Origin of the sequence: Arthrobacter sp. CAU 1506, assembly GCF_005047635.1 — a bacterium.
Classification (GTDB): Bacteria; Actinomycetota; Actinomycetes; order Actinomycetales; family Micrococcaceae; genus Crystallibacter.
Genome location: NZ_SUKC01000001.1, coordinates 576,272 through 597,320, shown reverse-complemented (window position 1 = coordinate 597,320; position 21,049 = coordinate 576,272). Strand labels below are relative to the sequence as shown.

The 21,049-nt window shown below is 67.0% G+C and carries 17 protein-coding genes; 6 read left to right on the top strand and 11 right to left on the bottom strand.

Annotated features, from left to right (window positions below):
• Positions 1 to 96: 96 nt before the first annotated feature.
• Positions 97 to 1,206 (bottom strand): CapA family protein, encoded by a 1,110-nt coding sequence (locus E4J89_RS02615; RefSeq protein ID WP_136784509.1) that lies wholly within the window; start codon positions 1,204 to 1,206, stop codon positions 97 to 99.
• An 88-nt stretch (positions 1,207 to 1,294) separates the two neighbouring features.
• On the bottom strand, positions 1,295 to 1,750 hold the full coding sequence (locus E4J89_RS02610) for a UPF0158 family protein (protein ID WP_136784508.1): 456 nt from the start codon (positions 1,748 to 1,750) through the stop codon (positions 1,295 to 1,297).
• 99 nt (positions 1,751 to 1,849) lie between these two features.
• Between E4J89_RS02610 and E4J89_RS02605 the strand changes: the two genes are divergently transcribed.
• Positions 1,850 to 3,097, top strand: a complete 1,248-nt coding sequence (locus E4J89_RS02605) for a plasmid pRiA4b ORF-3 family protein (RefSeq protein ID WP_136784507.1) — start codon at positions 1,850 to 1,852, stop codon at positions 3,095 to 3,097.
• Between the two features lie 48 nt (positions 3,098 to 3,145).
• Here E4J89_RS02605 and E4J89_RS02600 read toward each other — a convergent pair whose 3' ends face one another.
• The 5 genes from E4J89_RS02600 to E4J89_RS02580 all read right to left on the bottom strand — a co-directional run bounded on the left by E4J89_RS02600 (position 3,146) and on the right by E4J89_RS02580 (position 7,985).
• A complete protein-coding gene (locus tag E4J89_RS02600) occupies positions 3,146 to 3,331 on the bottom strand; it encodes a type II toxin-antitoxin system RelE/ParE family toxin (protein ID WP_240691642.1) in 186 nt (61 codons plus the stop codon).
• A gap of 79 nt (positions 3,332 to 3,410) precedes the next feature.
• The gene (locus E4J89_RS02595) at positions 3,411 to 3,662 is read right to left on the bottom strand and encodes a type II toxin-antitoxin system prevent-host-death family antitoxin (RefSeq protein WP_136784506.1); all 252 of its coding nucleotides are present in this window, start codon (positions 3,660 to 3,662) and stop codon (positions 3,411 to 3,413) included.
• Positions 3,663 to 3,843: 181 nt separating this feature from the next.
• Positions 3,844 to 5,256, bottom strand: a complete 1,413-nt coding sequence (locus E4J89_RS02590) for an NAD(P)/FAD-dependent oxidoreductase (protein WP_136784587.1) — start codon at positions 5,254 to 5,256, stop codon at positions 3,844 to 3,846.
• Positions 5,257 to 5,718: 462 nt separating this feature from the next.
• Positions 5,719 to 6,669, bottom strand: a complete 951-nt coding sequence (locus tag E4J89_RS02585) for a VOC family protein (RefSeq protein WP_240691641.1) — start codon at positions 6,667 to 6,669, stop codon at positions 5,719 to 5,721.
• A 104-nt stretch (positions 6,670 to 6,773) separates the two neighbouring features.
• Entirely contained in the window at positions 6,774 to 7,985 is a 1,212-nt protein-coding gene (locus tag E4J89_RS02580; RefSeq protein ID WP_240691640.1) for a helix-turn-helix domain-containing protein, read from the bottom strand.
• Positions 7,986 to 8,117: 132 nt separating this feature from the next.
• Here E4J89_RS02580 and E4J89_RS02575 point away from each other — a divergent pair, with 132 nt between their 5' ends.
• The 4 genes from E4J89_RS02575 to E4J89_RS02560 are packed head-to-tail and all read left to right on the top strand — an operon-like array spanning position 8,118 to position 14,208.
• Positions 8,118 to 9,440, top strand: coding sequence for an MFS transporter (locus E4J89_RS02575; RefSeq protein WP_136784505.1), 1,323 nt, complete (start codon positions 8,118 to 8,120; stop codon positions 9,438 to 9,440).
• Between the two features lie 45 nt (positions 9,441 to 9,485).
• The gene (locus E4J89_RS02570; protein WP_136784504.1) at positions 9,486 to 11,192 is read left to right on the top strand and encodes a thiamine pyrophosphate-dependent enzyme; all 1,707 of its coding nucleotides are present in this window, start codon (positions 9,486 to 9,488) and stop codon (positions 11,190 to 11,192) included.
• A complete protein-coding gene (locus E4J89_RS02565; RefSeq protein ID WP_136784503.1) occupies positions 11,189 to 12,892 on the top strand; it encodes an amidohydrolase in 1,704 nt (567 codons plus the stop codon). Before E4J89_RS02570 ends, E4J89_RS02565 begins: the two co-directional genes overlap by 4 nt.
• Positions 12,889 to 14,208: a M20 family metallo-hydrolase gene (locus E4J89_RS02560; protein WP_136784502.1), complete on the top strand. Its 1,320-nt coding sequence runs from the start codon at positions 12,889 to 12,891 to the stop codon at positions 14,206 to 14,208. The genes E4J89_RS02565 and E4J89_RS02560 overlap by 4 nt, the downstream gene beginning before the upstream one ends.
• On the opposite strand, the gene E4J89_RS02555 is transcribed toward E4J89_RS02560, so the two are convergent.
• The 4 genes from E4J89_RS02555 to E4J89_RS02540 all read right to left on the bottom strand — a co-directional run bounded on the left by E4J89_RS02555 (position 14,205) and on the right by E4J89_RS02540 (position 19,391).
• Positions 14,205 to 15,014, bottom strand: coding sequence for a gamma-glutamyl-gamma-aminobutyrate hydrolase family protein (locus tag E4J89_RS02555; protein ID WP_136784501.1), 810 nt, complete (start codon positions 15,012 to 15,014; stop codon positions 14,205 to 14,207). The two genes, E4J89_RS02560 and E4J89_RS02555, sit on opposite strands and share 4 nt — an antisense overlap.
• 140 nt (positions 15,015 to 15,154) lie before the next feature.
• Entirely contained in the window at positions 15,155 to 16,624 is a 1,470-nt protein-coding gene (locus tag E4J89_RS02550) for an aldehyde dehydrogenase family protein (RefSeq protein ID WP_136784500.1), read from the bottom strand.
• A 39-nt stretch (positions 16,625 to 16,663) separates the two neighbouring features.
• Positions 16,664 to 17,836 (bottom strand): acyl-CoA dehydrogenase family protein, encoded by a 1,173-nt coding sequence (locus E4J89_RS02545; RefSeq protein ID WP_136784499.1) that lies wholly within the window; start codon positions 17,834 to 17,836, stop codon positions 16,664 to 16,666.
• A gap of 67 nt (positions 17,837 to 17,903) precedes the next feature.
• Positions 17,904 to 19,391, bottom strand: coding sequence for an aminotransferase class III-fold pyridoxal phosphate-dependent enzyme (locus E4J89_RS02540; RefSeq protein WP_136784498.1), 1,488 nt, complete (start codon positions 19,389 to 19,391; stop codon positions 17,904 to 17,906).
• An 81-nt stretch (positions 19,392 to 19,472) separates the two neighbouring features.
• Here E4J89_RS02540 and E4J89_RS02535 point away from each other — a divergent pair, with 81 nt between their 5' ends.
• Positions 19,473 to 21,047 carry a PucR family transcriptional regulator gene (locus tag E4J89_RS02535; RefSeq protein ID WP_136784497.1) on the top strand — a complete coding sequence of 525 codons (1,575 nt, stop codon included), beginning with the start codon at positions 19,473 to 19,475 and terminating at the stop codon, positions 21,045 to 21,047.
• Positions 21,048 to 21,049: the final 2 nt, after the last annotated feature.

Below are 21,049 nucleotides of genomic sequence, written 5' to 3'. Positions count from 1 at the left end.
GGGCCGGTCAGGCACCACCGTACTGCAGCGGACGGTGAAGCGGGATGGTCGTTGCTGCCGGCCGGGGTGAGCAGGCGGCGGAGCTGCTCGCCGTCGTTATGGCACCCCAACAGCCAGGCTGCCGTCGCCGGCCAGGCTGATCCGGGTGCCGAAGCCGCTGCTGGCGTCGCTGAGCACGCGACTGAGCCACTCGCCGTCGTTCTTGCTGGCCCGCTCAAGGCGCATCCGGCGGGCCTGGACCGGTACCAGGCGCAGCTCGCGCAGTTCCCGGGAAAGAGCGTCCAGCGCGGCGAAGTAGAGCAGCCGCAAGCTGTCGCGGAACTCCCGGTAACCGCCGATGCCCTCGTAGTCGTTGATCAAGTCGCCGCAGCCGTAGAAGATGGGGCGGCTGCGGTAGATCTCCAGCGGTCGCGGATGGTGCGATGAGTGTCCGTGCACCACGTCAATCCCGCCGTCCACCAGCCAGCGGGCAAAACGGACGTGCCCGCGCGGCACCTCGTAGCCCCAGTTGGTACCCCAGTGCAGCGAGGCCACGGCCAGATCGCCGTCGCGCTTGACCGCGTTGACGTGGCCCAAAAACCGGGCGGCAGTGTCCCCGGACAGGTCCGGCAGGAAGGCCAAACCGGGGCTATCCGGCCCCGCGGCGTTCGCGGGCGAAATGCCGCTGGAGGCCAGCCCGGCGGAGAACACCAGCACGCGCCCGTGGGTTGATTCCACCTGGGCGGGTTGCCAGGCCTGCGCGGCATTGCGGCCGGCGCCGGCGGTGCGCAGGCCGGCGGCGTGCAATACGTCCAGGGTCTCGGTCAGGCCGGCGACGCCATAGTCCAGCACGTGATTGTTCGCCAGCACGCAGACGTCCAGGCCGGCGGCGGTGAGGCAGCCGATGTTGTCAGGATGCATGCGGTAGTGGATGCCCTTGTCCGGGGCGAACCGGCCGTCGCCGGTGACGCTCGTTTCCAGATTGACCAGGCGCGCGTCCGGGCCGGCCTCGCCGATGATCGCCAGGGCATCGCCCCACGGCCACGCCGGGTCCACCGGTTGCGGGATGGGGCCGTTGACCGCTTCGGCCAGCGCCACGTAGTCGTGGGCGTCACGGATGTAGCCTTCGCGCAGCTTGGCTGCGCCGGGATGCGGCAGGATCTGGTCCACGCCTCGGCCGGTCATCACGTCGCCGGCCAGGAACAGGGTGATCGTGCTGGAATTCATCGCCGCCACTCGTCTCTGACTGCTGGCTCCACTGTAGACCTGCCAAGGCGGCCCCAGAACGGTTGCGGCAGCCGGAGCCAGCGAATGTTCAGTCGATCGGCCGGTCCTGGGCCAGCGCTTCCGTGGCCTCCTGCTGGTTGATCAGGCCTTCGGCCAACAACCAGGTAATGGCATGGTGTCGCATCCGCTGGTCGTGGAAGTCGGACCAAGCTCTTCCAACGTCCGGGTAGTTGTAAACGGCGTCCTTAAAATGGCGAAAGGGGCGGGGCCGCTCAAGGGCGCGGATCAGCGTGGCGCGGACGTGTTCATCTTCCACCGTGGCGATGAAGTCCTCCATGTCCCGGTAGCCGCGGCGCGGATCCGCCCTCACCACTGGCAGCGCACCGCGTTCCTCGAGCTCCTCGGAAGACAAGCCACCGTCGACGGCTGCGCCGCTCAACTCGATCTGGCCAGTGGATGGATCCAGCCAACACTGGAAATCCCGGTCAGCGTTTTCCATCGCGCTGGTCAGCATGTCCAGGTCAATGTCCTTCAGGCTGAGCATGGCCGCAGAGTATCGGATATATCCTGCCGGTTGCCAGAGCCGGGGACGTAAGGGAAGGACGCGTTCCCGCGCTCCGAACACGTCTGCAAGAATGGCGGCATGCCCACATCGGAGAAAGCCCTGGACGTCCGCGTTGCCATCGAGGGCTCGGAGCCGGAGATCTGGCGGTCGCTGCGGCTTCCGCTGAATGCGCCGCTCAACACGCTGCACGAGGCCATCCAGCGGGCGTTCGGCTGGGAGAACCGGCACCTGCATCTGTTCCATCCGGAAGGCGTTTTCGGCGAGGCCCGCCCGATTGCCGGCAACGAGGAGTCGGCCCGGGAGATGGATATGGACAGCGCCGAGGGCATGACGGTGGCGCAGTTGCTGTCCGGCGAGGGCAGCACACTGGTCTACGAGTACGACCTCGGCGACACCTGGCTGCACGCGATCACGGTGACCGGGCACGCGATAGTGCCGGCCGGGCAGATCAGCTGCCTCGGCGGGGAGAACCGCGGCCCTTTGGAGGACGCCGGCGGCATCTGGGGTTATCAGGAGAAGCTCCGGATCCTGGCCGACCCGTCGGATCCTGAGCACGAGGAGATCGCCGATTGGGTGCAGTACGTGAGCGGAGTGTTGCATCCCAGCATGTTCGACCCTACCGAGTTCGACCTGGACGCGGTGAACAAGAGCCTGGACCGGATGCGCATTGTGCTGGCGGATGAGCCGCCGACGCCGGAGGAGCGCGCGGCGGTACTCCGCCCGGTCCGCTGGCTGCTGGACCGCGCCCGGGAGGATGGCCTGGAGCTCACCAAGGACGGTTATGTGAAACCGGCCGTGGTGCGCGAGGCGGTGCTGGCCCTGGAGCTGGGCTACCCCTGGGACACTTACGCCTCGCCGCGTGAGGTCAACGTGCCCCCCATCGCGCTGCTGCGCGAGCATATTCAGTATTGGAAGCTGCTGCGCAAATACAAGGGCCGCCTGCAGCCCAGTCCCGCTGCGCGGAGAACGTACGACGACGATGCCGCCCTCTGGGACTGCCTCGCCGACCGCATGGCGGACCAAGAAAACCTCGCTTTACGGGTGGGGCTGGAAGTCCTGGTGCGGTGGCTGCTGGGGGACCAGCACATACCGCGCAGCCAGCACGGACACGCCATGATGTCCGAGCTTTTCCATGCCGGGCTGCGCCCGTCACGCGGCGGCATGCTCACGGAGGAGGACGGCGAGGATATCTATAACGAGCTGCGGCGCCAGCTCAATTCGTTGGGCCTCTTCGAGGGCGACCTTTTACTGGGCGGACGCGAGCTGACCCCGGCCGGGCTGAAGTTCCTGCTGGCCCTCCGCCGCCGGTTCGAGGCGGCCCGCTGAGTGGAGGGACGCTGTTTCTTATTGTCGGACTGCGCCCGGAACGCGTCATCAATGCTGGCGATACACCTCTCGGCGGTGGCCAACCCGGATGACCAGAACCACTAGCTCCTCGTCTCGAACCTCGTAGACGATTCGATAGTCGCCGGTTCGAATGCGCCGTTCGCCGTCGCCGCCAACCAGTTGCTTGCTGGCCGGTGGGCGAGGCTCTTCCCGCAGGATTTCAACGGCACGCAAAATGCGTGCCTGTGCCGATTTGTCGAGTTTTCGGATTGTTTGGCGGCAGTCGCTGTGTAGCGGACGTCGAACGCGCCGCTCACGGTTCGAGGCCGAGCTCTCGCCTCAGCTCTTCGTGACTGATCAGCGGCTCGTTATCCTCACGCGCTGCGCGTGCTGCCGCCAGGTCTGCGGCATCCTCCAAGGCTTCCACCGCGCGCTCGTAGAAATCCGGGTCAACCAGAACGGCAACGATACGGCCGCGGCGGCTGATATGGACCGCTTCCGAACGCACGTTATCGAGAAGTTTCGCCCAGTGGGTCCGCGCTTCATGGGAGGAGGTGAAAGCCATGGCCGAATCTTACGAACCTTACGAAACGAAAGCTATGCGTTTATGGAGCTTGGAGAAGTGTCGGCGGAATCCGAGCCTGACGATGCACGGGGCTGCCGTCTCGTTGGTTGCTACGACGGCGGGTGGTGAGGGAGACAGCGCTCCGGTGCCACCCGCCGTCGTACGCGGTGTGGGGCTGGGCCTACCGCCGAGCGGCAGCCTGCTCGGCGTCGCCGGTGAGGGCGGCCAGTGCTCCCGTGTCCATGTCCTCGGAGGGGCCGTTGAGGTAGCGTTCCAGGCTGTCATCCATGGCATTGATCCAGCGGGTGTGGTGCCGGGTGGCCATGGTGCCGGTCATGACGGAGCGGTGGATGCTGTCCCGGTAGCCCAAGATGTTCTCTTCCTTGTCCTTCATCCACTGCTTCAGCAGGCTGCAGACGGTGTCCAGGTCGAACTCCGGATAGTCCGTCAGCCTGATCAGTTCGCGCAGGTATTCGGTCTGGAACTCGGCCTCGGCATCGTGGTCGGTCAGCGCGGCCTGGCGGTCCAGCCAGGCCTGGATGTCCGCCTCGCGTTCCTCGAGTGAGGGTAGCTCGATCCGGTCCAGCATCACGTCGCGGGCGAACCATGCCTGCGCGTCGAACATGTTGAAGGTGTAGTACTGGTCCTGCGCGCCCAGATAGAACAGGTTGGTGTTCTGCTGCCAGACCACGCCCTTGTAGAGGCTGCCCGGGTAGAGCAGGTTCGGTGACTGCAGCGACAGTTCGGTGGGCAGGAACGGGTACTTGTGCAGGTAGCCGGTGCAGAGCAGGACGGCGTCGAACTCGCCGGTGGTGCCGTCGCTGAAGTACGCGGTGCTGCCCTCGAAGCGGGTCACCAGCGGGCGCTCGACGGCGGACTCCGGCCAGTCGAAGCCCATCGGGGCGCTGCGGTAGCTGAACGTGACGGACTTGGCGCCCATCTTGTGCGCCTGCATGCCGATGTCCTCGGCGGAGTAGCTGCTGCCGATCAGCAGCAGATCCTTGCCGGCGAACCGCTCGGCGCCGCGGAAATCGTGGGCGTGGAGCACCTCGCCCGGGAAGCTGTTGATGCCCTCGAACGCCGGCACGCTCGGGTAGGAGAAGTGGCCGGTGGAGACCACTAGCTTGTCGAACACGTGGGTTTCGGTGCGCTGCGCCGCGAGGTCCTCGACGGTTACGGTGAATTCCTGGCTGACGTCGTTGTAGTCCACCCAGCGGGCCACGGTGTTGAACCGGACGTACTTGCGGACGTCGGACTTCTGGACCCGGCCGGCGATGTAGTCGAACAGGACTTCGCGCGGCGGGAAGGAGGAAATCGGCCGGCCGAAGTGCTCGTCGAAGGTGTAGTCGGAGAACTCGAGGACTTCCTTCGGGCCGTTGGACCACAGGTGCCGGTACATGCTGCTGTGGACGGGCTCGCCGGCGGCGTCCAGGCCGGTGCGCCAGCTGCTGTTCCACTGTCCGCCCCAATCGGACTGCTTCTCAAAGCACACAATGTCCGGGATCTCGGCTCCCTTTTGCCGGGCCGATTCGAACGCGCGCAGCTGTGCCATGCCGCTGGGTCCTGCGCCAATGATTCCGACTCGCATATAAATGCATCTCCTCATCCATTGGATCTGTCCGTCAGGTTCGACGCTCCGAATCCACAGAACGGCCGTAGTAGCGCACCGGTGGCGGTGGAAGGCGCATGGTGCGCGGCGGTAAACACTGGCGGCGCGAGAGCGCGCCGGGCCCTGAGCAATCAATCCCGAGTGGGAGACGGGCACCGTGTCCGCGGGCAGGCGAGGGGGCCTGCACGATCGATTCGGAGCGGTTCACCGAAGATCCAGTAACACCGGTGAACCTGCTCTCCATGGCAACACCTTAGGGAGATTAAGTCAAAATACCGCCGGGATTTAGCGCTCCTCAACAATTCTGCTACCGAGAGGCAGACCATAAGCCCCGCCGACGAGGCCCGGTATCTCGCTGTCAGCTATCGACGAGGGGGCGTTTCCGGTCACTCCGGCCGCCGGTTGGCGGTGTTAACTACCGGGAAAAATACCTGTCCGACAAGCCGTTCAGTGGCTCAGGTGGACCTGATTCCCCCAGGGGTCGGCGACGGCGATCGAGCCCTCGGCGCGCTGGTAGTCGATACCTGCGGCGTCCAGGCGTCCGGCTACGGCGTCGAGCTCGGCGGGACCGGTTAGCTGCACGGCGAATGATCCGAGTCCAAGGGTCTCGGGCCGGTCGTCGGCGCCGGCCGAACTCCACACGTTGGCGGCCAGGTGGTGGTGATAGCCGCCGGCGGACATGAAGAGTGCCCCATTGATTTCGGAGGTCACCGCGAAGCCGAGGGCGTCCACGTAGAACTCGCGTGCCCGCTCCAGGTCCCCGACCTTGAGGTGGACGTGTCCCATGGCGGCGGTGCCGTCACTGGTTTGGCCGAGGTGCCGGGCGATGAAGTCGTTCGGGTCCAGTGGGGCGCTGCCCATCTGGACCTGGCCGTCCTGCCACTTCCACGTGTCGGCCGGGGTGTCGATGTAGAGTTCCACGCCGTTGCCTTCGGGATCCGCGAAGTAGAAGGCGTGGCTGACCGCATGGTCGGCCGACCCTTGATAGAGGTTTGGTGCCATCTGGATCAGGCGCACCAGCGTTGTGGCCAGTGCCGGACCGTCCGAGTAGAGGACGGCTGAATGGTAGAGCCCGGCATCGGCCGGATTCGTATAGTCGCCCTCAGCGGCGACGAGGCGGATGATCTCTTCGCCGCCGATGCCCAGACTGACGCTGTCGCCGGTTTCGTCGAGCGGCTCGAGGCCGACGCCTTCTTCGTAGAACCTGCGCACGGTCGGTAAATCCTTGACCCGCAGTTCTACGGCTCCCATTCTCGTGTCCGCGGCCAGAACACTCTGCGGGATTTGCGCTGCGGAGGCCCGCGCATTGGCCGTGAATACCCAGCCGACGACGGCGGCCAGGACAAGGGCGGCGACTGCGGATATCACCAAGACGCGGATGCGGGGAGAAAGGGTCACAACAGGCTAGAACCACGGCCGGCGGGAGGGTATTTCCCGAAATCGACGCCCGCGGCCGGGTGTGACCAAGCCCTCCCTCCAAGAGCGAAGTGCAGCTGGCGCGGTCAGGACCAGGCGACGACGAGGCGCGCGGCTTGTTGGGGGATGGTCACGTCGATGCCGACGAGATCCGTGAAGCGGCGGAGTCGGTTCATCAGGGTGTTTCGGTGACAGAACAGCTGGTCTGCGGATTGGGCGATGCTGCCGGTGGACAGATAGGACCTTACCGATTCTTCCAATCGGGCGCGTTCCACTGTTCCGCAGCGGGCCAGCGCTGCGTCTACGTCGGGCACAATGGGAACTCCCGTCTCCGACAGGCTGTGCCGGGCCAGTCGTGCCCAGGCGTTTCGCATAGTGAGGGCCTGCTGATCCTTGTCTTCCGCCAGGGATGCCAGGGCGCGGGCGGCTTGGGCAGCGACGCGCAGGTCGGCGAGGCCGCGCACTTCTTCAACCAGGCCGCAACGGATGTTCTTGATCTGCTCGGTCGCTTCGCGGGCGGCGCTGCCCGGGCGATCATCGGCCGCCCAGAAGGCGACCAGTCCATCGGACAGAGGGTGAGTGAACATTTCTGAGCCACGGCGAGAAGCCGAGGCGACCTCCACACGGAGGGCGGCGGCGTCGTCCGTGGATGCTGCCGCGACCACGAGGGGAGCAAACTGGTCGATGCCGAGCTCGTCGGCGATGCGGGTGAGCATTTCCGGTGCGGGGCTGACCTGCCCAAACATGGTGGCCACATGGCCTTGCCGCACCGAAGATTCTTCCTGGGCCATGCGCTGGCGCTCGGCGATATAGATGGCCTGCGTTTGCGCTGCGTAGGAGTCCACCACCTGCCACACCGTTTCGGCCCGTCGGACCAGCAGCTCGGCATCGCCCGGATCCGCCAGCGCCATGAGCTCACCCCAGATCACGGTGAAGTCGATCCGGATGGCGGTCATCAGCGACTCCACCGGGACACCGGCCCTGGCGCGGGAGACCCCAACGTCCAAGGAGATGCCTTGCCGCTCGGCGATGAGGCGTTTGCTGTCCGCGCCCGGGCGCAAGCTTTCGATCAGCGCCTCGAATGAGGCGGCTCCCGTGCGGCGGATCTCGCTCGCCGGCAGGACTCCTTCCCGGTAGTCGTCGAGTTGCAGGACACGCTGGATGAAGTGGTCCGTCAGCTTATCCACGGACAGCTGGTCCAGCAGGCCGTTCCACCGGGTGGCGGAGCCCTCGTCATCGTTCTCTTGAATCTGCAGTGTTTCCATGGTCTTCCAGGCCCCGATCATGTGCTTTTGCACATTCTAGTCTCTGAAAACCGCGACTTTTCGTGCGGGTGTGACGCGCACCACTCTGGAATGCTGGGGTGCATTATCAGTTCGTTGCGGCCGTTCAGCGCGGCCGGACACCCGAACACCAAACATGGAGGAACCATGTCAGAAACCTTGAACCTTGAGGCCGGGGCTACCCGGCAAATCACTGACAAGGAAGCGATGAAGGTTTCCATCGGTGCCCTCATTGGCACTGCAATGGAGTGGTACGACTTCTTCCTGTTCAGCGCGGCGGCGGCGCTGGTGTTCAACGTCCAGTACTTCGCCAATGAGAACGCCACGGCGGCGGCGCTGGCATCCTTCGCCACGTTTGGTGTGGGCCTGGTGGCGCGTCCGCTGGGCGGCATGTTCTTCGGTGCCATGGGCGACAAGATCGGCCGACGTAAGACCCTGATGGTCACCATCGTGGGCATCGGCGCGGTGACCGGCCTGATCGGCCTGCTGCCTACGTACGCCGCCATTGGCATTGCCGCTCCGGTGCTGCTGGTGTTGCTGCGCGTGGCCCAGGGCCTGTTCGTGGGCGGCGAGTGGTCCGGCGCGATGACGATTGTGGTGGAGAATGCCCCGCTGGAGCGCCGCGCCCGCTATGCCGCGCTGCCGCAGATCGGTTCACCGATCGGCACCATCCTCTCCTCCGGCGGCTTCTTCTTGATGACGCTGTTCTTCTCGCAGGATTCTTTCAACTCGTTCGGCTGGAGGATCCCGTTCCTGGCCGCCATCCCGATGCTCCTGATCGCGCTCTACATCCGCAGCCGGCTGGAGGAATCGCCGGTCTTCGCAGAGCTCATGGAGCACGACCAGGTGGAGAAAGCTCCGATCCGTACCACGCTGCGGGAGTCCTGGAAGCACATCATCATCGGCATGGCCGCGGCCCTGCTCGGCGTAGGCGGCTTCTATCTGGTCACCGCGTTTGTGGTCTACTACGGCGTGAACATCCTGGGCTACTCGGCCCAGTTGATGCTGCTGGGCGGCATGATTGCGGCCATCGTCGAGATTCCCGTCCTCATCCTGGGCGGCCGTCTGGGCGAGCGGTTCGGCGCTAGCCGCGTCATCTTGTGGGGCGGCATCGCCTCCGCCCTTGCCGCGGTTCCGGCCTTCCTGCTGGTGGATAGCGGCAACGCTGTGTTGGTGGTTATCGGTATGGTCCTGGCCGTGGCAACGCTGTCCTTCCCGTACGCGGCTTCCGGAACCGTGCTGACAGGCTTGTTCCCGGCCCGCACGCGGTACACCGGCGTGGGCTTCGCGCAGAACACCGCCGGCATGCTCTCCGGCTTCATCCCGCTGCTGGCCACCGGATTGGTGGCGTCCGCCGGAAACCACTGGTGGCCGGCCGCCGTGATGCTGGTGTTCCTGAGCCTGTTCACCGCCGTCGCCGGTGCCGTGGCTCCGCGCATGAGCGTGAACCTGCCCGGCTTCAAGCACTGATTCCAACGTCCGACGACGAAGTTCCTGACGAAAGAGCACCGCACCATGACCCAGTCCGCAGGCCACCTGATTGTCCGCCAGCTTGAGGCGCACGGCGTCCGCCGCGTGTACGCGGTTCCGGGCGAAAGTTTCCTCGACGTCCTGGACGGGCTGCATGACTCGCCCGTTTCCACGGTGGTCTGCCGCCAGGAGGGCGGTGCCGGGTTCATGGCGCTGGCTGAGGGGCGCAAGACCGGCATCCCGGGCATCGCGATGGTCACCCGCGGGCCGGGCGCCGCGAACGCGATGATTGCCGTGCATACCGCGTGGCAGGACGCGACGCCGTTGGTGCTTTTTGTCGGCCTGATCCCGGTGGCGGACCGGGGACGGGACGCGTTCCAGGAATTCAGCCTGGAGGGCTGGTTTTCGACGACGGCCAAACGCGTGGTGGTGCTCGACGACGAACACCGCGCCGCAGAGACCGTGGCCGAAGCGATGCACTTGGCCGTCTCCGGACGGCCCGGTCCGGTGGTGATCGGTCTGCCGGAAGATGTCCTGGTCCGGGCGACCGAAGCGGGCACCGTTCCGCCGCGTGCGCTCGCCGCTGCGGCCCCGCCGCCTGCCGCGATGGAGGAACTGGCGGTTCGGTTGGCCTCGGCTGCCCGTCCGCTAATCATCGCCGGCGGCGATGGCTGGGTCGACGACGGTGGCAGGCTCGCTCAATGGGCAGCTGACGCACAGATCCCGGTGGCCGCCGATTGGCGCGCCTATGACGTGGTTCCGCATTCTTCTCCGGCGTGGGCCGGGTGGTTGGGCTACGGGCGGGCAGACACCCTCGCCGCAAGGTTGGACGAGGCCGACCTGCTGGTGTTCATCGGCTGCGGCCGGAGCGACGTGCTCAGCGACGGCTACAACAAGGGCTTCAGCGTACCGACCGTGCTGGTGCTGCCGGATCCGGATGCCGCTACTCACTCCGGCCGGATCGATCAGCACCTGGCCGTCCCGCCGTCGTCGTTTGTTGACGCACTTCCCTGCCCCGCCGAGGTGCGGGGTTCCCGCGGCAGCAACTGGATGGACGCGCTCGCGGAAGACCAGCGCCGGTACGCCACACCCCGACCGGACAACAGCCCCGGCGTTGATCTGGGCGTAGCCTTCGGCGTGCTGGAAGACCGGCTACCCGCTGACAAGGTGGTGACGTACGGCGCGGGCAACGCGACAATCTGGGGCCACCGCTACCTAACCCACCATGGCGCCGGCTCGCTGATCGGGCCGCGCAACGGAGCCATGGGACTGGCCGTTCCCGCCGCGGTCGCCGCAGCTCTGATCGAACCGGGCCGGCAGGTGGTGGCGGTCTGCGGCGACGGCGACTTCCTGATGAACGCGCAGGAACTGGCCGTGGCCGCGGCGCACGGTGCCGCCCCGCTGGTGATCGTGGTGGACAACGGTATTTACGGCACGATCGTGCAGCACCAGCGCAGGCACTACCCGGAAAGGCCGTCTGGGACCTCGATGGTCAACCCCGACTTCGCTGACTGGATCCGCAGCTTCGGAGGGCACGGCGAACGGGTCGAAACGGCCGCGGAATTCGGTCCGGCGTTGGAGCGTGCCCTGTCCAGCGGACGGCTGGCGCTGTTGCACCTGGTCACGGATCCGGAGACCATGCCGCCGGGCACCGCGAATGCGCCGGAGGAGCTCGCCGGCTTGGCTTCCGCCCGGCTGGGGGCGGAGGATGCCGGCGCTGCCTTTTCCCGGGCGGGGGAGGGGACGCGATGAAGCTGGACCTGATCCTGCGCGATGCCGAGATCCTCACCCTCGAGGTTGAGCGTCCCCGCGCATACGCCGTCGGGGTGCTCAATGGACGTATTGTGGGCTTCGACGACGAGTTGGACGGCTGCACCGCAGACCGTGAGATTCGGCTGGGCGCTGCCGTAGTGGTGCCCGGCTTCATTGACGCGCACTGCCACACCACCTGGTGGGGGCTGGGCTTGGGCGTCGCCGAACTGGACCAAGCCCGCGGACTCGAGGAACTGTACGCACTGCTCGAAGCCGAGGTCCGGCAGCTCGAGGACCGACCCGACGCTTGGGTCAATGGCACCGGGTTCAACCACAAGCATCACGGCGGGGCCTTCCCGGACATCCGCCGGCTGGACGAGATTACCGGCGACCGGCCGCTGTACCTGCGGCACGTCTCCGGGCACCTGTCCATCACTAACTCCGCCACCTTGCGGCTGGCCGGCGTCTTCGAACCCGGCTTCACCGATCCAACCGGCGGCGCCGTGCTCCGCGGACCGGACGGCTACCCGACCGGCGTCGTCGAGGAATCCGCGCAGCAGCTGATCCAGAACCTGCTGCTGCCCTATCCGGTGGAGCGGATTGTCGAGGCACTGGACGCGGCGACCACGCGTTACGCGGCGGAGGGAATCACCAGTTTCACCGAGGCCGGCATCGGCGGCGGCTGGATCGGGCACAGCCCGGTGGAAGTCCAGGCCTATCTGCAAGCCAAGCAGACCGGCAAGCTCCATGCCCGCGCCCAGCTGATGCCCGCGCTGGACTCGCTGCGGCCGATCAAGGCCAACGCCGCGGACATGCACGGCACCGGCAACGGGCGCGGTCTGGACCTTGGTGCGGTGGCGGGTTTCGGCGACGAGTGGGTGTCCTTGGGGCCGGTGAAGGTCTTTATGGACGGCTCGTTGCTGGGCGCCACGGCGGCCGTCACCGAGGACTACTGCGGTCACCAGCACAACACCGGCTACCTGCTGGATTCACCCGAGGCCTACCGCGAACGCGTGGACGAGGCCTACCGCACCGGCTGGCCAATCGCGCTTCATGCCATCGGCGACGCGGCCATTGATCTGGCCACCGAGATCATTACCGGCTGCCAGGAGCGCTACGGCCGGAACCGCCTGCCCAACCGGATTGAGCACTTCGGCATTTCGCGGCCGGACCAACTGGCGCCCGTCGCCGCTGCCGGGATTGCGGTCACGCCGCAGGCCGCGTTCATTGGCCCGTTGGGCGATCAGTTTGCTGCCCTCGTGGGTGCCGGGCGCGAGCGCTGGCTGTACCGGGGACGCTCGCTGGTGGACGCCGGCATCCTGGTGGCCGGCAGCTCCGACCTGCCGGTTGCTGACAACAACGTGCTGCGCGCCATGCAGTCCTGGGTGGACCGGCGCACCGAGCAAGGACTGACCCTCGGCGGTGCAAACGAGGGCCTGACCGCAGAAGAAGCGCTGCGGACTTACACCGACTGGGCCGCCCAGGCTACGGGCGCGGCCAGCGAGAAGGGCACGTTGCGCAGGGGTAAGTTCGCAGACTTCGCGGTGCTGTCCGGCTCGCCGCTGGATACTGCCGACATCTCCGCGCTTAAGGTCTTAGCCACCATCGTTGGCGGCGAGTTTACCTACGACAACATAGACACGGGCACGGCTCCCGGAGTGCTTTCGGAGAAACCAGAACCCTTAGGAGTGCAATCATGACTGCTACTGCCTCGCAGCAGGCCGGAACTTCCAACGACGACGCCCGCGCCTTCCTGCACGACTTCCGCTCGATGAGCACGTATGGCGCCACGGCGGGCGGCGGAGTGGACCGCCAGGCAGGGACCCCTGCGGACGGGCAGACGCGGAACTGGTTCCGCGGGTTGGTCGAGGGACACGGTTTCGAGGTCCGCTACGACGCGGTGGGCAACCAATTTGCGCTGCTTGAGCTGGTCCCCGGCGCGCCGTACATCGCCGTCGGCTCGCATTTGGATTCGCAGCCGTTCGGCGGGCGCTTCGACGGCGCCTACGGCGTGCTGGCCGGAGCCCATGCGGCGGTCCGGCTGAAGGAGCGGATGGCTTCCGGGGCAAACACAGCCGCCGAGAGCTCCGGTGCGCCGGATGCCGCGCCATTGTTCAACATCGCGGTGATCAACTGGTTCAACGAGGAAGGTTGCCGCTTTAAGCCATCCATGATGGGCAGCTCGGTGTTCACCGGCAAGCTGCCGGCCGAGAAAGTCCTGGCCGCCACAGATCCGTCCGGCACCACAGTGCGCGAGGCGCTGGAAGCAATCGGTACCGTCGGTGACTTTTCCCTGGATGTCGCTGCCTACGTGGAGATCCATATTGAGCAGGGTCGGTCACTGGAGGACAACGGGTTGACCATTGGCCTGGTCGAGTCCACCTGGGGCGCCAACAAATACGAATTCATTGTGCACGGCGAGCAGGCGCACACCGGCGCTACGGTTATTGCGGACCGACACGACGCGTTGCTCGGGGCCTCTTCGCTGGTGGTCGCGGCGCGGGACATCGCCGACGAATTCAGCACGGACGATCACGCCGTGATCACCTCCTGCGGCGAGTTCACGGTTTACCCGAACTCGCCGGTGGTGGTGGCCAATCGGGTGGAGCTGCTGGTGGACGTTCGCAGCACCGACCCGGATGTCCTCGCGGCAGCGGACGCTGAGCTGCACCGACGCGTCGCCCAGATCGAGGGGCGCGCCAGCGTGCGGATTGAGCGCGGTGCCGAACATGTCTGGGCAGCCAAGGCCTACGACGAAGCCGGCCTGCGGTTGGCAGCCAAGAGTGCGGAGGCACTGGACCTGACGTACGGAACGGTCCGCACGCTCGCCGGCCACGATTCGACCAACATGAAGGACATCGTCCCCACCATCATGCTGTTTGTGCCCAGCGTGGAGGGCATCTCGCACAATGAGAAGGAGCTGACCAGCGACGACGATATGCTCGCGGGCGTCGATCTGCTCACGGAGCTGCTGGGCCGCGTCGTGGCAGGGGAGTTTGTTCCTGCGGAGAATTAGGCGGAGATCGTTTGCTCGCCCGGTTGCGGAGCCCGCGGCTCACCGTGCCGGCACTGATCGGTGAAGGCGCGCATCAAAGCGGCCAGCTGCCCGGGTAATGTATCCGGGTCCTCCGGGTGCCACTGCACGCCCAGGATCCAACGATCCTGGTGTTCAATGGCCTCAATAACGCCGTCCGGGGCCGCTGCCGTGGCGAGCATCCCCAGGCCAAGATCCTGGACCGCCTGATGGTGGCCGGAACGCACCGTCGCGCTCCCCGCCCTCAAGGCCGACGCGAGGAGCGTGTCAGGCTGGATCACCACCTCATGGTCACTCATGCCCGGTGCATCGGTATGCACCTGATGGATGGAATCCGGACCTAGATCCTGGATGAGCGTCCCGCCGAGAGCAACGTTGATGACCTGCATGCCGCGGCAGATCCCCATCACCGGCAGCCTTGCAGCAACAGCGCTTCGCACCAGGGCAATCTCCGCCTCGTCGACGCGCGCATCCACTCCGTAGCCGGGCGCCGCTATCGGCTGCTGTCCGTAGAGGGACGGGTGGATATCCCCGCCGCCGAGGACCAGCAGGCCGTCGAATTCATTGAGACTAGCGGCAGCGTCCATCGTCCAGGATGCAACGGCTCCCACGTCCAGGAGCTCGAAGTCCGCCTCCTGGGCGTGTAGTTCGCGGCCGATGTTGTCGGCGTAGGCGGTCAGGTCTTCGATCAGCCAAGGATCGCTCTCCGGACCGCTGAGCGAACAAGTGACAAGGATGCGGGGGCGGGCGGTCTGCGTTGTCAGGACATCCGCGACAGGTGCGGGCACTTTGACCTCATCGTCTCTGAAGGAATGGGACTGTTGGTGCTGGTTGATCTAGATGCTACGTCGGGCGGGCAATTTTCCGCTGAAGCGGGGGAAGTGGCTACTCAAGGTTCCTCCGGAGGGAACAACGACGGCGGTGGCCGCTACGCGGCTGGGGTGCCGCCGCGCAGGTACACGGTGGTGCTGTGCGTGAAGAAGTCCTTCGCCGCGGCTCCCTGTTCCTTCGGTCCGTAGCCGGACTTCTTGGCTCCGCCGAAAGGCACATGCGGGTCCGCTCCGGCGGTTTCGGAGTTCACATGCAGGATCCCCACGTCGAGCTCCTCCATGCCTTCGAGCACGCGTGTGAGGTCCTGGGTGAACAGCGCGGCCGAGAGCCCGTACTCGCCGTCGTTGGCGAGCTCGAACGCCTGCTCCACGTTGGCCGCGCGACGCACGGACAGCACCGGGCCGAAGAGTTCCTCCCGCCAGATGTCCAGCTCGCGCCCGGCGGGTAGTTCCAGGATGGTGGGCGGCACAAAGTACCCGGTGGCCAGCTCGCCGTCGTCGTACGGCTCCCCGCCGGCCCCCGCCCAGGCGCCTTGGGCCCGGGCGGTGGAGAGGCCCTCCAGAATGGACTTGCGGGCGCTGTCATTGACCACCGGCCCCATCTGCACTGCCGGGTCCGTCGGATCGCCGACCACCAGGGACTCGACGCGTTCTGTCAGCCTGGCCAGGAACTCGTCGGCGATGGATTCCGCCAGCACCAACCGGGAGGTGGCGGTGCACTTCTGTCCGGTGGACCGGAAGGCGCCGAGCATGACCTGTTCGGCGGCGAGTTCCAGGTCCGCATCCGCGAGAACGATGGCCGGGTTTTTGCCGCCCATCTCCGCCTGCACGGGCACGCCACGGTTGGCGGCGGCCGCTGCCAGTTGGCGGCCGACGCCGGTGGAACCGGTAAAGGTCAGGCCGTCCAGCCCCGGGTGGTCCACCAGGGCGTTGCCCATCGAGCCGGGGCCGATCAGCAGGTTCAACACCCCGGCGGGCAGGTCCGCAGCCTCCAGCGCCTGCGCCAGCCGGAGTGCCAGCAGTGGCACTGTGCTGGCGGGTTTCCACACCACTGTGTTGCCGTAGGCCAGCGCCGGGGCGATCTTCCAGGCCGGGATGGCGATCGGAAAGTTGAAGGGCGTGACCACGCCGACCACGCCGAGCGGTTTGCGGGTGACCAGGATCTGTTCGCCGCACCGCGGGGAGGCGAAGATCTCCCCGGCGCCGCGGTCGCCGTCGTTCCCGTAGTAACGGAAAATCTGTGCGGCCCGCAGCACTTCGCCTTGGCCCTCGGCACGCGTCTTACCCTCCTCGCGGGACAGTTCCAGCCCCCACTCGTCCGCGTGCTCTTCAAGCACGACGGCGGCGCGCAGCAGCACGGCGCCGCGGTCGTGGGCAGGTGTGCGCGCCCATGCCCGCCGGGCGGCGGCCGCCGCGGCCACGGCCCGGTCCACCTCCGCCGGGCCGGCCTGCCGGCCTTCCGCCACCACCTGGTCCGGACGGGCCGGATTAGTGCTGGCGATGCGCGGGCCGTCGCCGTCGCACCAGGTGCCGCCGATGTAGTGCTGCAGTTGAACCGGAGTGCTCACGATGCTCCTTGCTCGGTCGCCGAATGTTTACGCCAATGGTTAGCGGAAGGCGGGGATGCCGGTGATCTTGTTGCCGAGGACCAGGGTGTGAACCTCATCGGTGCCTTCGTAGGTGCGCACGGATTCCAGGTTGTTCGCGTGGCGCAGCGGTGAATAGTCCAGGGTGATGCCGTTGCCGCCGAGGATGGTGCGGCACTCGCGGGCGATCTCGATGGCTTCGCGGCAGTTGTTCAGCTTGCCCACGGAGATCTGGTGCGGCTGGAGCTGGCCGGCGTCCTTGAGCCGGCCCAGGTGCAGGGCGAGCAGGAAGCCCTTGTTGATTTCCAGCGCCATGTTGACCAGCTTTTCCTGGGTGAGCTGGTAGCCGGCCAGCGGTTTGTCGAACTGCATCCGTTCCTTGGAGTAGTCGACGGCGGCCTGCCAGGCGTCGCGGGCGGCCCCCATCGCACCCCAGATGATGCCGTAGCGGGCTTCATTCAGGCATTCGAACGGCCCGCGCAGGCTAGTGGCCCCGGGCAGCAGCGCGTCGGCGGGCAAGCGGACGTCGGTGAGTTCGATGTCGCACTGGATGGAGGCGCGCATGGAGAGCTTGGGCTCGATCGGGGTGGCCGTGAAGCCAGCGGTGTCGGTGGGGACAATGAAGCCGCGCACCCCGTCGTCGGTTTGGGCCCAGATGATCGCGACCTTGGCTACCGAGGCCAGGCCGATCCAGCGCTTGGAGCCGTTGAGTACCCAGTCGGCGTCGGGTCCGTCCCCGTCGCGGCGGGCGAAGGTCTTCATGTTGGCGGGGTCGGAGCCGGCGGTGGGTTCGGTCAGGCCGAAGCAGCCGATCGTTTCGCCGGCCGCCATCTGGGGCAGCCATTGCTGCTTCTGTTCTTCGGAGCCGTGCTTGTGGATGGCGCTCATCGCCAGCGAGCCCTGCACTGAGACGAAGGTGCGCAGGCCGGAGTCGCCGGCTTCGAGTTCGGCGCCGGCCAGCCCGTATTCCACCGCGGAGCGCCCGGCGCAGCCGTAGCCGCGCAGGTGCATGCCGAGCAGGCCCAGCTTGGCCATCTCCGGCACGATCTCCAGCGGGAACACGGCGTCCTCGTACCAGCGGGCAATGTTCGGCTTGATGGCGCTGTCCACAAAGGAGCGGACGTCCTTCTGCAGCATCCGCTCCTCCTCAGTCAGGAGCGAATCAAGGGCGATCAGGTCATGGTCCTGGGACATGTGCTTTCCTTCTGTCAACGACGGGGGATGGGGGACGACGACGGCGGCGCGCTGGGCGTGCCCGGCGTCAGCCCAGGGACGGGGAGACGGCCGTGACGCTGTGTTCGGACGCGGCGCTGTGCTCGGCCGTAAGGCTGCGCGCCGCCGCAACACTGTCTTCGGCGGTGACGTCGAGGATGGCTTGGCGCAGCACCTGCAGGCCGTCGGCGAACAGGTCCAGGCCGATGACCAGCGGCGGCAGCAACCGGATGACGTTGCCGTACGTGCCGCAGGTCAGGGTCAGCACGCCCTGCGCGTGGCACCGCGCGGAGACTTCCTTGGCCAGATCGGCACGCGGGGCAAGGGTGCCCCGGTCGGCGAACTCCAGGGCCAGCATCGCGCCGCGCCCGCGAAATTCGGCCACCGAATCGGTCTCGCTGACCAAAGGCTCCAGCACTTCACGCGCGGCCGCCTCAATGGCGCGGGCATTGGCCAACAGGCAGCCGTCCTCGAACGCTTCAAAAACGGCCAGCGCCGCCTCGCAAGCGAGCGGGTTGCCGGCGTAGGTGCCGCCGAGCCCGCCGGCGTGAACAGCATCCATCAGTTCGGCGCGGCCGGTCACGGCGCTGAGCGGAAGGCCGCCGGCCAGCGCCTTGGCCGTGAGCGTGATGTCCCCGGCGATTCCTTCATGCTCGCTGGCGAAAAGAGTTCCGGTGCGGCCCATGCCGGCCTGGATTTCGTCGATCACCAAAACGATGCCGTACCGGTCAGCGAGGTCCCGCAGCCCGGCCAGGAAACCCGGTGCCGGGACCACGAAACCGCCCTCGCCTTGGATGGGTTCGATCACCATGGCGGCGAAGTTTTGTGCGCCGTGCTCGGCGAGCGTGGCCTCCACCGAGGCGAGGGCAGCTGTGGCGACGTCGGCAGCGGAGGCAACGGCACCGGCGTCGTGCTGCGCGGCCACGGGGCGGAGCGGATTCGCGGAGACGGCGCGGACCACTTCGGCCGGGAACGGGCCGAAGTTGAGCCGGTACGGATTCTCCTTGGCCGTCATCGCCATGGTCAGCAGCGAGCGGCCGTGATAGGCCTCGTCGAAGACCAGCACTTTGCCGCGGCCGGTGGCGGAGCGGGCAATCTTGACGGCGTTCTCCACGGCCTCGGCCCCGGTGGAAAACAGCGCCGTCCGCTTCTCAAAATCGCCCGGGGTGTGCTCGTTGAGCCACCGGGCCACCCTGGTGAAGGACTCGTATTCGGTGACCATGAAGCAGGTGTGCGTGAACTTCTCCAGCTGGGCGGCCACCCGCTCGCGGACGCGGGGATGACTGGCACCAATGCTGGTCACCGCGATTCCGGAGGCGAAGTCGATCAGCCGGTTGCCGTCCACATCCTGCAGGATGCCGCGGTCGGCCTGCTCGACGAAGACCGGCAGGACAATGCCGAAGCCGCCGCTCACCTGGGCCTGGCGTTCCCGGTGCAGGGCCACGGAACGGGGTCCGGGAACGGCGGTGGCCAGGTAGCGGGACTGGGGGAGGTCGACGGCGGGCGCGCTGGCAGCGGAGGTAAGGCGGTCGGTCATGGGCCAACGCTAATCCCCGGGTCGGTGCCCAGTCATCGGATGTTCTGCCCAAAGTGTCGGGACCTGTTGGATAATCAGCCCATGGTTTCCCTTGCCCAGCTCAGCAATGAACTCGGAGAGTCGCTCCGGCCCGCGGTTCCTGGCCCCGTGCCGGGCCTCCAGCTTTCCGGTGTCCACGTCTCCGAGCTGGCGGACCCCGGCGCCTACCTGGAGGGCGGGGAGTTGCTGCTGACTACCGGCATACCGCTGGGCGGGACCGCCGACGCGGTGGACGAATACGTGCAGCGGCTGGCAGCCAAAGGGGTGGCTGCCCTGGGGCTGGGACTGGGCGAAGGGCTGGACAGCGTGCCGCCGGAACTGGTCCGCGCTTGCTCCGCCGCCGGGGTGGAATTGCTGGTAGTCCCTGACGGAGTTCCGTTCCTAGACGTCTCGAGGATGTTCTGGGAGCTGGCATCGCGCAGCGACCAGGCCGGGCTCATTGCGAACCTGGGAACGCAGACCGCGCTGGCCCGCGCAACGATGCGCGCGGATGCTTTGCCCTCCGTGGTGCGCGGCCTGGCGCAGGCTTTGGGCGGCTGGGTGGCCTACCTGCCCGCCAGCGACGGCACCGAAGCCACCGTCTGGCCGGCGAGTGCGCTCTCGCTGCTGCCGCATCTGAAGCAGGAAACCGCCCGGCTCAACGTTGCCGGTACCCATTCCGCGGCCACCTTCTGGTTGCACGGCACACCCGTGGTGGAGTACCCGATCCTCGTCCGAGGACGGATCGACGGCTTCCTGGCCATCGGCTCCGGCCGGACCCTGACCAAAGCCGACCGGCAGATCATCATGACGGTGTGCGTCTTGCTGGCCTTGAAGGCCCAGCAACGCGAGGAACTTCGGGGCACCACGGCGGCGCTGGGCTCCGTCGTCGCGAAGCTGATTGCCAGAGGCCAAGTGGAGGCCGCACGCCTGGTGGCCGACGACGGGAAGATCGGACCGCTGCCCGAACGCGTCCGCGTCCTGGCAGTGCGCAGCCCGACGGCGGACGCCCTCCCTGCGCTTGCCGGCGTGCTGTCCCGGCTCCAGCGGGCCGAGGGCGGCCCGCTGCCGGCTGCGGCGGTGACCACCTGCATGCTGCGCTATCACGACGACGCCGTGGGCTACTTCCTCCTGGATGTCCGGCAGGTTGAACTGGCAGCAGGGAACCCGCAAGGAGACGGGAAGGAAGATGCGGAGTTCGCTGCCTGGACTGGCGGCAAGGGATCTATCGCTCCGGCCGGGGCGGCGTCGGGGCCTGCGGCGACCGACATCGAGACTGCCGCCGCCTGGACTGAACCGCTGACCCTGGAGGACGTCGCCGGGGCGATGTCAGCGGTGCACCGTGCTGCCGTTGCCGCTCCCGCCGGCACGCTGGTGGACCTGGATGCCGACGACGAGGCGCGCGCCGACGCCTGGGTGGCAGCGCTCGCGGGGTACTCCCGGGCGGAGCTCTTGGAGACGGTGGCAGCCTACCTTCGGCATCAGGGCCGCTGGGAGGATGCCGCCCGCCACCTCAAAGTCCACCGCAACTCGCTGCGCCACCGCATGGCCGTGGCCGAGCGGCTGCTGGGCGTTGAACTCGACGATCCGGATGTTGCCGCGCACCTCTGGCTGGCCCTGCGCCGGCATGGGCTGTGAGG